Source organism: Collinsella sp. AM28-11LB, assembly GCF_003469895.1.
Lineage (GTDB): Bacteria > Actinomycetota > Coriobacteriia > Coriobacteriales > Coriobacteriaceae > Collinsella.
Window position 1 is genome coordinate 156590 of sequence record NZ_QSKJ01000004.1, and the last position, 11868, is coordinate 168457.

An 11868-nucleotide genomic window follows, 5' to 3' on the forward strand; every position below is an offset into this window, starting at 1 on the left:
TTTATATGGGACTTTTCACTGGTAAGACCGTAATCGTCACCGGCGGCGGCAAGGCCACGCTTAAGGACGGCTCCGCTGGCTCCATCGGCTACGGCATCGATATCGCATTTGCCAAGGAGGGCGCAAACCTCGTCATTACCGGCCGCAACGTTGCCAAGCTCGAGGCCGCCAAGGAGTCCCTCGAGGCGGAGTACGGCGTCAAGGTGCTGCCTGTTCAGGCCGATGTCTCGGCTGGTCAGGACAACGAGGCCGTCGTGCAGAACGTTATCGACAAGGCGATTGAGGAGTTCGGTCGCATCGACGCCGTCGTCAACAACGCTCAGGCCAGCGCTTCGGGTGTGACCATCGCCGACCACACTATGGACCAGTTCAACCTGGCCATTTACTCTGGCCTGTATGCCACCTACCTGTACATGCAGAAGGCCTATCCGTACCTGAAGGAGACCAAGGGCTCCGTGGTCAACTTTGCCTCGGGCGCCGGCCTGTTTGGCAACTATGGCCAGTGCAGCTATGCTGCCGCCAAGGAGGGCATCCGCGGCCTGACCCGCGTCGCCGCCAATGAGTGGGGTCCCGACGGCATCAACGTCAACATCGTGTGCCCGCTTGCTTGGACCGCTGCGCTCGAGAACTTCCAGGATGCCTATCCCGAGGCGTTCAAGGCCAACGTCCACATGCCGCCGGCGGGCCACTACGGCGACGTCGAGAAGGAGATCGGCCGCGTGGTCGTTCAGCTCTGCGGCCCCGACTTTAAGTACATGAACGGCGAGACCGTCACCCTCGAGGGCGGCATGGGCCAGCGGCCGTAGGGTTACGCGGTTTTACCAAACTGCGTAACAGCTCGACGCTGCGCGGGCCGCATTTGGACAATCTGACGTTCAACTTCAAGGGCGCGACCAGAAGGTCAGCGCCCTTTCGTTTCACGTCACCTTGCCTCAAATGCGGCCCGCTCGCTGACTTATGCTCAACCTGCGGCACCATTTTGCTTGAAGGCACCTTGCTCACTTTGGCGGGTTTTCGCTGGATGTAGTCGTTGGGGACGTTCTTAAATGACTAGTTGAGAGGGACGCTCTTGCCGGCACTTGGGGACAGTCCCTGAGTGCCGGCAGATTGGGGCACTCCTTTGTCAGGCTGCCCTGAAGACTGTCCCCAACAGCTAGTCGTTTAAGAACGTCCCCAACGACTAGTCGTTTAATGCACCAGTTTCTGTCGAGTCGGTGCTTCTTGCGGGTTGCCCGTATAATGGTTTGCGTATGAGCCGCAACCAAGGAGTTCCAGTTTATGGACCAAAGCCTCTTTAAATTCGACCTGATCGCCGAGGACCCGACCACGCACGCGCGTGCCGGCGTGCTGCACACCCCGCACGGCGACATCGAGACGCCGATCTTTATGCCCGTAGGCACCAAGGCAAACGTCAAGGGCATTCCCACCGAGACCGTCAAGCAGCTCGGCGCCCAGATCGTGCTTGCCAATACCTATCACCTGTCCATGCGCCCCGGCGAGGACACCATCGCCGAGCTGGGCGGACTGCACAAGTTTATGAACTGGCACGGCCCCATCCTCACCGACTCGGGCGGTTTTCAGGTCTTTAGTCACAACGACGCCGTCAAGCTCACCGACGAGGGCGTGCGCTTTATCGTCAACGATTACGACGGCCGCCACGTGTTCTGGACGCCCGAGGACAACATGGAAATCGCTATGAAGCTCGGCTCCGACATCTGCATGCAGCTCGATCAGTGCCCCGGCTATCCCGCCACGCGTGCCTATGTCGAGCGCGCCGTGGAGCTGTCGAGTATGTGGGCCGAGCGCTGCTACAAGGCACACACCCGCGATGACCAGGCACTCTTTGGCATCGTCCAGGGTGGCATGCATCTGGACCTGCGCCTGCGCTCGTTGCGCCATCTGGAGGAGTGCGGCGACTTCCCCGGCTACGGCATCGGCGGCTACTCGGTGGGCGAGGACCACGAGACCATGTTTGAGACGCTGGCACCGCTCGCGAGCGAGTATATGCCCAAGCACAAGCCGCGCTACCTGATGGGCGTCGGCAACCCCACCACCCTTGTGCGCGGCGTGGGCGTGGGCATCGATATGTTCGACTGTGTGCTGCCGACGCGTACCGGTCGTATGGGCACGGCGTTCTCCAGCGAGGGTCGCCTTAACTTCCGCAACGCGCGCTTTGCGCACGACGACGGCCCCATCGATCCCACCTGCACCTGCCCGGTATGCACGGGCGGCTACAGCCGTGCGCTCATCCGCCACATGGTCACGCAAAAGGAGATGCTCGGCGGCATTTTGCTCTCGATGCACAACATCTACTACCTGCTCAACCTTATGCAGCAGGCCCGCCAGGCCATTATCGAGGGCCGTTACGGTGCGTTTGTGAGCGACTGGATGAACAGCCCTGCGTCGGTGGATTACTAAGAGCTCCGGGCTCGCTTACGAGCTGTTCGCGGCCGGCGGCGGGCATTGCATTCGCTGGCATCGGCTGCGCGACCGCTGACCGATGGCTTGCAAGCACTTGATGCATCGTGGGTACCATACCGAATGGTTGATGTTCGGGCGGGTGTTTGGCGCATGGCGTCGACCCCGCCCGTTTTCTTTTTCTCGATAGGAGTACCCATGATTAAAAATGAGAACGTCGAGGGCGAGCCTGCCTACGACGAGACGTACCGACGCGGCCCCGTGGTCATGCGCGGCCCCATGATTCCTAAGGACAACACCTACGCCAACCTGCTGGCACCCGAGGAGTCGACCGACTGGCTGCATGCCGATCCGTGGCGTGTACTGCGCATTCAGGCCGAGTTTGTCGACGGCTTTGGCGCGCTTGCCGAGCTCGGCCCTGCGGTGACCATCTTCGGTAGCGCCCGCATGCCCAAGACCGATCCGCTCTACAAAGCGGCACGTACCGTCGGGCGCAAGATCGCGCAACGTGGCGTGGCGGTCATCACCGGTGGCGGCCCCGGCATCATGGAGGCGGCCAACAGGGGAGCGGCGAGTGCCAACGGCAAATCGGTCGGCTTGGGGATCGAGCTCCCGCACGAGCACGGACTCAACAAATATGTAAACCTGGGCATGGACTTCCGTTACTTCTTTGTGCGCAAGACCATGTTCGTCAAATACAGCTCGGGCGCCATCGTGTTTCCCGGCGGTTTTGGTACGCTCGACGAGATGTTCGAGGTGCTCACGCTGGTGCAGACGCACAAGGTCAAGCGCATGCCGCTCGTGCTGGTGGGCAGCGAGTACTGGCAGGGCCTGTTCGACTGGCTCAACGGCCCGGTGATGGACGCCGGTATGATCAGCCCGCTCGATCCGGATCTAGTACACATTACCGACGACCTCAACGAAGCCGTCGACATTGCCCTGAGCGGGCTGATATAGGGCGAGCGTACCTGTTGTTGTAGTAATGAGGGTAGTAATGAGAACGGCAGACTGATGCTATTTAACATCACTCTGCCATCTAAACTGGGTATACTGATGCAAAAGACGAGGCGAGGAGGTCGCGTATGTCTACTGCAACGGTTAAGCCTACGACGGTTCGCATCGAAGAGGGGCTCAAGGAGCAGGCGACCGAGTTCTTGGATTCGGTCGGCCTCAGCCTCAATTCCTATCTCAATCTTGCCGTTCGGCAGCTTGTAAATCAGCGAAAGATTCCTTTTGAGATTGTAGGAAGGGCGGAGGTGCCCAACGAGGCGACGAGGCGTGCCATGGTGATCGCCGAGGCTCATGAGTTGGGGATTCTGCCAGACGACGGCCCGTCATTCAATAACGCTGATGAGCTTATATCGTTCCTCGATGAGGGCTAGCGATGTTTGAGATTGAAGTCGAGGCTCAGTTTAAGGCGGATTACAAACGGACGATGCGCATCCATCCGCAGCTAAAAACCGAGTTTAAGGCGGCAGTTGCAGAGCTTGCGGCTCACGGCTCGCTTCCCGCGGAATATGGTGCCCACGAGCTTTCAAACCCGGGCGGCAACTACAACGGTCACATCGATTTCCATCTATCCGATGGCTTGGTCGACATGGTCGTTCTCTATTTGCCGCATAAGACTAATCCTGTGATCCGGTTGGTCAGAATGGGTTCGCATGACGAACTGTTTCAGGGTTCGCACGGCTGATTGCTCGCTTATGATTCGCGAGGGAATAGTAATTGATTCACGAGCGATTGACCAAGGCAGCTCCTATTCCACCGCAACAGCTGGGGACGTCCCGTTCGTGGCTGCGACCTCCGGTTCTCCTCTTCGCTGGATTTCGCTTAAAAGCTCGGCTGCAACTTCGCTGCTTTTGAAACGGATGCTGCAGTCTTCTTTCTTAGGAAAAGCCAGTAATGGAATAGCTCCGTACCAGACGGTTTCCTCGTCAATTACTGACGCGCACAGGCGCCCTTCGGCTTTGATGGAATAGTCGACGTTCATCTCGGCAAAAATCGCTTTTACGTCATCGCGCGGAGTCGAGGCAATTGAAATCTCAAGGGCAATCCCACGGACAATAGCGCTCGTGAGCGCGGCGGCGAGCTTCGCGAGGCATGCGGCGGATGCGTAGGGCGCGGCAATAAAAATGCTTTTCGTTGCGCTTGCGATGTCGTCCGCTAAAGCCTCCACGGCTGTTGCCGACCTAACGAGGATGTTTCGATCGGCCTGTTTGTTGTCATTTGCTGCAAAGACTTCATACCCCAGCTTGGCGTAGGTCTTGAGTCTCTTCTGGTACATACGCGCGAGCATGGGTATCGACAAATCAACATAGTCGAATATCTCAACCCGCTGCTTGCCCTCGTGACTTCTATGTAGTCTGCCTGCCTGCTGCGTTATGCTGCCGTCCCAAGATATCGGTGTGGCAATGAGCAGAGTGTCAAGGTAAGACAGGTCGAAGCCCTCGCCCAGAAGGCCTTCGGTTGCGATGATAATTCGATGCTCATGCTCGAAGCCGGGAAGGCTGTTCAGTATTGCCTTTCTTTCTTTGGCGTCGATTTCTCCGGTTAAGAGTATGGGTTCGTGTCCGCGGCTTTGAAGCAGCCTACATAGCTCTTCGGCATGTTTTTTCCTTTTGGATAGCACAAGCGAATGTCGACCGTTTGACGCGGTATCGAGGGCATCGTCGACAATTGCTTCGTTTCTCGCTGTGTGCGCACACAGGAGATCGAGAACTTGATTAAAGGACGCCCCTGGTTTGTAGGCGGGTAGTCGAACTCCGGTAAAACGCGGCCTAACAACGCGCTGAATTCCCTGTTGGATTGCTTGCGTTTTTGGATCAATGACATGGCGAAGCGGGCCGCAGAGCATTGAGAGTGCTCGCGTGAGACCGTCCGAGCGTTCGGGCGTCGCAGAAAGGCCGTATACATATTTGGCTGGAGCGGACTTGAGGACAAGCTCAAGCTGTGGTGCGGCTGCATGGTGACATTCATCACAGATGACGAGGCCGTAATCACGAACGAACTCCTTGGCTATTGGTTCTCCGGTCTGGGGGTCCTTGCTGGACAGAGACTGGAATGAAGCAATGTCGATGAGATGGCTTATGGCGGTTTTACCTCCTCCGATTTGGCCAATGAGCGGCGGCTGCCTTTTACTGATTCGTCCTTTTGGGGTTCGGACTGGCTTTCTGTTATCAGTAATGTCGATAAACCGTTCGAGCTGGGATTTCCATTGGGCAATGAGCGCAGTCTTGGGAACGATGACGAGCGTTGGAAGACCGATGGTAGCAATAAGATAGGCTCCGATGACGGTTTTGCCGAAACCCGTCGGTGCAGACATGATTCCGTCTTCATGGCCGAGCATCTGTTCGGCGGCAATTTGCTGTTCAGGGCGAAGAGTCCCTTTAAATGCCATCACAATTGGATTGCCAGACTTGCGCTTGTCAGAATAGTGGGCAGCAACGCCGGCTTCTTGAAACAGCCACTCAAGCTGAGCCTTGCAGCCTCTGGGAATCGCGACGCAGCTGTCTCTAAGTTCGCTGAGGTCTATGTACCGCGGTTTGCCGAATACCGATTGATGCATAGATTGCGCGCGGAAGAATTCTGGGTTGGCAAATGTTGCAAGCCTGCGAACTTCCATTTGAGCTGCGGGACTCAGAGATTTTTCGGGGATATAGAGCATATCGGCCTGCGTGACGGACAGCGATGACGGGAAGTCCTGCGGCGTGAGCGGAAGCCGCTTTCGCGGCCTCTGAGAATGTGGCGCGGCGGTGTTTCCCACCACTGCAGCAGATATTCCATGCGGTTTATTGTCGATGCTCTCAATCAGTTTTTGCACTGTTGCATGTGGAATCAGCTGAATTTGCGAAAGGTAAAGCCATTGATCGGGAAAGGGCTCAAATTGCTCGTCAACAAATACACTGTTCCCTTTTCGCTGCGCTTTTCCTTGAAAAGGCAGTGCTATGAGATTTCCAAAGCCGCCCTCAGGAATGGTGGACTGCGCGGGCAGCATCCGGTCAAAAGCTTCAAAGGTGATTGTCTTGTTGAGTGCCGCTGCTTTGGTGATAAGGCTGCTTCCAAATTCTCGTGCGATCTTTGCGCTGGTGAGCTCTAGGAAGAAAAACCAGACATGTGTGCCGTTACCTGATCTCGATCGCTCGACCGCAGCATCGATTCCATGGTTTTTTGCGACACGCCGAATGGCGTTTGTCGCTTCTTTCCAATCGGCTCCGTCAAAGTCGATGACCAGGACTTTTGTGTTGCTGTCATTATCGAGAACATATTGACCTATGACGTCTCGGAGTCTGTCGTCACTGCCCTTGAAATGGGAGATGATCGCGGTATCGCTCAACTCGGGGAAGACGCGGTTGCCACATTCAGCGCATTTGGTTTTCTGACGATTTGCTTTGGGACAAATGCCTGACTTCCACTCGTTTGCGCAAGCGGGCGTATAGCCGATTCCCCCGTCTTTTCTGCGGTACCCATGGGCGTAAACATCTTTGCGGCCAGTAAAGAGATTGCGAAAGAGCTCGAGTTTGTCGCGCGCTGGACTCGCACTGGTGACGATACCCTCGACCTGCGTCCGTCTATCGAAAGATGTGCCAGCTTTCTCCCATTCTTCGAGCGTTGCGTAACGGATGTCTGGGCCATTGCTGCAGATGACGATTTGGCCGTGCGGCTCAGATACATGAACGACTGCTTCCTTGAATTGGAATACCGTGTCCCCGATGAGGGCGTATTGATGCGTGACGGTGCTCATGTAAATGCCGTTCTTGTTGGGGTTCATTAAAATGAAAGTACGTTATTTTGGTTTTTTGGGCATCCGATTCTGATTTTGGTTCGGTGATAGTGGAGTGCGGCTCCGTGAGTGGTGTTTGGCTGGTGCTAAAATATGTGGCAGCTGTTATTGAGTGGGTTTTAGCGGCTGCGGGGCGGGCTGGAGATCCTGGGAACTGCCTTCGAATAGGACCGGTGGGCAAAAAATGGCAAATATGAGTACTGTTGTTGCGACAGTATCATATCATCTGTAAAGTATTTAAGACCAATCGAGTGAAATCGAATATAACCAACCCTCTAAACATGACGATTTGGGGCATTATGGCGCTCGAAATTGGCGGTGAGATGCAAATCCAGCCAGATTTCGCTGCTACTAAATTTGTAGCAGTACTCATATTTGCCATTTTTTGACCAAGGGGTATCGCAAGGGGGTTGGATAAAGCATCGATCGCCTGCAATGGCTCAATTGGGCAGTTGTGCGGCAATTGAGTTGCGGCGTAATGGGAAGCTATTCGCAGCCTTTCGACTAAAACGGTCCCTTTACCGCCGCCATTCCTAAAGAGATGCCGGCGCGCCTTAAGTTGGGGCGCGCCGGCGTGATGGCTTTGCTGTGGCTGGGTGTACCTCGGCTGTTCGACTGTCCCAGCTTGTCCTGTCTAGCTAGGCAGACCTTTCTTAGCGTTTAACGTTTGCCCAGATAAAACCTGCCAAAATAAACCTGTCCCTAATTGGCAGGTTGGTAGCGGGGGCAATAGCTGATGGCGATGGCGTCCACGCCCACGTGGGTGGCGATGGTGCAGCCGATGGGACCGGTGCCGGCATCGACGTAGTCCTGGCCCGCGAGCACTTCGTTGACGAGCTCCTGCTCTTCGGTGGCGCCGGTTGTGAGCACGCGTACGCTCGCGCCCGGATGCTCAGCCAAAAAGTCGAGGCAATCGGCCATGGTGTTGGCAACGATGCGCTTGGCGCCGCGGCCCTTTTTGATGACTTTGATCTCGCCCGATTTCCACTCCGGCGAAACGGCCAGGCGAATGTTGAGCATCTGCGCGAGGTGGCCGGCGAGCTTGGGCGCGCGGCCGTTCTTAACAAGGTTCTCGAGCGTGCGGGGAATCAGTAACAGGTGGGCGTCAGGCAGCGTCGCGCGAATCTGCGCCTCGGTCTCGTCCAGGCTGCGGCCGTCATCGCGCATGGCGAGCGCGTATTCCACCAGCAAGCCCTCAGCGCCCGAGCCGGTGCGCGAGTCGACGCAGCGCACGTCGAGCTTATGGGCGTCAGCTACCAGACATGCGTTGGCATGGCAGGCGGACCACTCGCTGCACAGCGAAATGAAGATGGCACTGTCGTGGCCGTCGGCGAGCACGCGGTCAAAGAGCGCCTTGAACTCGCCAGCGCTCGGCTGCGAGGTGTGCGGCAGCTGCTTGGAGCCGGCCATGCGGGCGACGTACTCCTCGGCGGTAATCTGCACCTGGTCGAGCAGGTCCTCGCCTTCGATAATCACATGCAGCGGAATCACGTAAATGCCGAGTTCTTGGGCGCAGGCGGGGGAGATGTCCGACGTGGAGCCGGTTATGATGGCAAAAGACATAATTGCACCTTTCGTCGGGGCGCTTGTGCGCCGCCTTCTGAGAGCAAAGTGCGACAAGTATAGTGGAGTCATTCCACATTGCTAGGTTTAATTGTTGAATAGTCAACAGTTCTTAATGTTGGTGTGGAAATCATCAATTGGGGAAGAGGGGGTGCCGGTGGAGGCACTGGAGATAGGTAAGCGCTCGGTCGTGCTGTTCGATTTTGACGGTACGGTGGCCGATACGGGCCGGGCGGTGATGACCTCGACGCGCAAAACGCTTGCTGTGCGCGGGTTTTCGGAGGCGCAGATGGGCGACCTGCGACGCATGATCGGGCCGCCCCTGTGGAAGAGCTTCCACGACTTTTACGGCTTTACGCGTGAGGAGTCGCTCGTGGTGGCCGACGAGTACCGTGCCTTTTTTGACGAGCTGGGTCCGGAGGAGTATCCCGTGTTCGATGGGATCCCCGCGCTGCTCGATGGTCTTGCCGCTCAGGGACATCGCTTGGCCGTGGCGACCTCTCGTATGGAGGCGAAGTGCATCGACATGGTGCATGAGCTGGGGCTTTGCCAGTTCGAAGCCGTGGTCGGCATGAATCCTCCGCAGGGGCGCGAGACCAAGGCCGATTCGATCCGCGACGCCCTGGCGGCGTTAGGCGCGCGCGCCGACGATGCCGTGATGGTTGGCGACCGCTTTAACGACGTCGAGGGCGCGCACGCAATGGGCGTGCCGTGCATCGGCATCTATTCGGGCGCGGCGGCGCCGGGCGAGCACGAGGCGGCGGGTGCAGACGCGGTGGTGCACTCGGTGGCCGAGCTTGCTAAACTTTTCGCTATCTAGGGACTTAATGTGAGGGGCGGGCGTGCTCGCCGCTCATTGGTAAGGAGGTCGTCCATGAATCAGGTGGAGCAGAGTGTTGCCGAGTACGTCGACGAGGTCTGGGAGGACGTCGTCGCCGATATCGAGCAGCTGGTGAGCTACCCGTCTGTTGCCGTTGCTGCCGATGCGGAGCCCGGTGCGCCGTTTGGCCGCCCGGTCCGTGACGCGCTCGATTGCGCGCTCGGCATCGCACAGAACCTCGGCTACCAGACGAGCGACGACGAGGGCTATGTGGGCATTGCCGATATCCCCGGTCGCGGCGACAAGCAGCTCGCGACCATCTGCCACGTGGACGTGGTGCCCGCCGGCCCGGGCTGGAACACCGACCCGTTTGCGATGGAGCGTCGCGAGGGCTGGCTGCTCGGCCGCGGCGTGATCGACGACAAGGGTCCGGCGGTACTGTCGCTCTACGCCGGCGCCTATCTGCTCAAGCACGGCATTACCCCGCGCTATACCTTCCGCGCCCTGCTGGGCTGCGATGAGGAAGTGGGCATGTCCGATGTTCACCATTATCTGGAGAACCACGCAGACCCCGACTTTTTGTTTACGCCCGATGCCGAGTTCCCGGTCTGCAATGCCGAGAAGGGCCAGTTTGGGGCGACGTTCGTGAGCTCCAAGATTGACGGCGGGCGCATTGTGTCCTGGGGCGGTGCCGAGGCGAGCAACGCTATTCCGTCGCAGTCTATCTGCGAGCTTGCGATTGCCGCCGATGAGCTGCCGGCGCCCGTTGAGAACGCCGACCGCCTGGAGATCACGGCGCTCGAGAACGGCCATGCCCAGATTTTCGCGCACGGTATCGGTGGCCATGCTTCGATGCCCGAGGGGACGATCAACGCCGTTGGCCTGATCGTGACGTACCTGCGCGAGGTCGAGGACGCGTTTGCCGCACGCGACGAGCGCTTGCTGACGCCTGCCGAGCATGAGTTTGTCAAGTTTCTGGCCTTTGTACATGCGGATGCCTATGGCCGCGGCCTGGGTATCGACGCGACGAGCCCCGCGTTTGGCCCGCTCACGTGCAACCCCGGCGTCATCCGCGTGGCGGATGGCCACATTGAGCAGGTCATCGACGTGCGCTTCCCCGATAGCACGAGCGCCGATACCATCCGTGGGCAGCTCGAGCCGCTCGTGGGCCGCTTTGGCGTGACGTATCGCGTCGGCCGCGCCAAGGTACCGTTCTCGGTCTCTGCCGATGATCCGGCCGTGAAGGCGCTTATCGATACCTATAACGAGTTCACCGGCAAGCATGCCGAACCCTTTGCCATGGGCGGTGGCACGTACGCACGCAACTTTGCCCGCGCCGTGTCGTTTGGCCCCGAGGAGACCGGCCTGGAGCTGCCCGCATGGGGTGGCCAGATGCACGGCCCCAACGAGTGCGCCAACGAAGAACAGCTCAAGCAGGCGCTCAAGATCTACATCGTGGCGATCCTGCGTCTCAACGAACTCGAACTTTAAGGTTACGCGGTTTTACCAAACCGCGTAACGGGTCGACGCTGCAAACGCCCCTAAGCGGCAATCTGACGTTCAATCGTCGGTCGCGTACCGAAGTACGCTTCCCTCCTCTTTCACGTCACCTTGCTCGCTTAGGGGCGTTTTCGCTGACTTATGCTCAACCTGCGGGGTTTCCAAGGTAGTCGTTGGGTGTTCCTATAGTTTTGTCAACCGTCGGGGCTACTCCCGGTAGGGCACCCGGTCGCGCATCACGGCGTATATCGCCCTGAGCCGCTTCCTCGCGACGGCCTTGAGCGCCCGCCCGTGCCCCATTCCCCGTGCCCTGCAGGCCCGGTAGTACTCGCCGTAGCGCCCCGAGGACCTCACCAGGCTGTTGCACGAGAAGATCAGCAGGGACTTGAGCTTCGCGTCGCCGCGCCTGGACGCCCTGACCGACCTCACCGACGTGCCGGAGCTCCTAACCCTCGGGACTATGCCGCAGTACGAGGCCAGGTGGTCGTGGTCCGGGAACCTCCCGATGTCGACCGACACCGCGAGCCGCGCCGCGGTCCTCGGGCCGATGCCGGGCACGGTGAGCAGGCACGCGTAGGTCTCGTCGCCCTCGAGCAGCGCCGCCGTCTCGGCCTCGAGGGCCCCGGCCTCGTCGTGGGCCTCCGATATCCGGGCGGCCAGGAACCTGACCTGCCTGTTCTCGGCCTCGACGATCGCCGGCGGGGGCGCGGTGGAGGCGGCCGCGGCCTCCCCGGCGGCCTCGGCCTGCGGGCCCCCGGCCCCGGAGCGGGCGATCCCCCACACCCCG

At 58.9% G+C, this 11868-nt stretch carries 10 protein-coding genes; 7 read left to right on the top strand and 3 right to left on the bottom strand.

The genetic code is table 11. The features are described from left to right. Positions 1–5 precede the first annotated feature (5 nt). The 5 genes from DW732_RS04380 (at position 6) to DW732_RS04400 (ending at position 4111) form a co-directional block, all read left to right on the top strand. Positions 6–806, top strand: coding sequence for an SDR family NAD(P)-dependent oxidoreductase (locus DW732_RS04380; protein ID WP_118098909.1), 801 nt, complete (start codon positions 6–8; stop codon positions 804–806). Between the two features lie 472 nt (positions 807–1278). Then, on the top strand, positions 1279–2418 hold the full coding sequence (gene tgt, locus DW732_RS04385; protein WP_118098910.1) for a tRNA guanosine(34) transglycosylase Tgt: 1140 nt from the start codon (positions 1279–1281) through the stop codon (positions 2416–2418). 198 nt (positions 2419–2616) lie between these two features. Then, complete coding sequence (locus tag DW732_RS04390; RefSeq protein ID WP_118098911.1) at positions 2617–3375, top strand: TIGR00730 family Rossman fold protein; 759 nt, start codon at positions 2617–2619, stop codon at positions 3373–3375. Positions 3376–3500: 125 nt separating this feature from the next. Then, entirely contained in the window at positions 3501–3800 is a 300-nt protein-coding gene (locus DW732_RS04395) for a type II toxin-antitoxin system RelB/DinJ family antitoxin (RefSeq protein ID WP_118098912.1), read from the top strand. A gap of 2 nt (positions 3801–3802) precedes the next feature. Beyond that, on the top strand, positions 3803–4111 hold the full coding sequence (locus DW732_RS04400) for a type II toxin-antitoxin system YafQ family toxin (RefSeq protein WP_118098913.1): 309 nt from the start codon (positions 3803–3805) through the stop codon (positions 4109–4111). A 63-nt stretch (positions 4112–4174) separates the two neighbouring features. Here the strand turns inward: DW732_RS04400 and DW732_RS04405 are convergent, their stop codons facing one another. Both DW732_RS04405 and DW732_RS04410 read right to left on the bottom strand, forming a co-directional pair. Further along, positions 4175–7159 carry a DEAD/DEAH box helicase family protein gene (locus DW732_RS04405; protein ID WP_158567347.1) on the bottom strand — a complete coding sequence of 995 codons (2985 nt, stop codon included), beginning with the start codon at positions 7157–7159 and terminating at the stop codon, positions 4175–4177. A 741-nt stretch (positions 7160–7900) separates the two neighbouring features. After that, the gene (locus tag DW732_RS04410) at positions 7901–8761 is read right to left on the bottom strand and encodes a DegV family protein (protein WP_158567348.1); all 861 of its coding nucleotides are present in this window, start codon (positions 8759–8761) and stop codon (positions 7901–7903) included. 157 nt (positions 8762–8918) lie between these two features. Here DW732_RS04410 and DW732_RS04415 point away from each other — a divergent pair, with 157 nt between their 5' ends. Both DW732_RS04415 and DW732_RS04420 read left to right on the top strand, forming a co-directional pair. Beyond that, positions 8919–9581 (top strand): HAD hydrolase-like protein, encoded by a 663-nt coding sequence (locus DW732_RS04415; RefSeq protein WP_233539357.1) that lies wholly within the window; start codon positions 8919–8921, stop codon positions 9579–9581. 54 nt (positions 9582–9635) lie between these two features. Then, the gene (locus DW732_RS04420) at positions 9636–11072 is read left to right on the top strand and encodes a M20 family metallopeptidase (RefSeq protein WP_117763135.1); all 1437 of its coding nucleotides are present in this window, start codon (positions 9636–9638) and stop codon (positions 11070–11072) included. Positions 11073–11288: 216 nt separating this feature from the next. On the opposite strand, the gene DW732_RS04425 is transcribed toward DW732_RS04420, so the two are convergent. After that, the coding region (locus DW732_RS04425) for a transposase (protein ID WP_147356360.1) at positions 11289–11868 on the bottom strand (580 nt) is incomplete at its 5' end.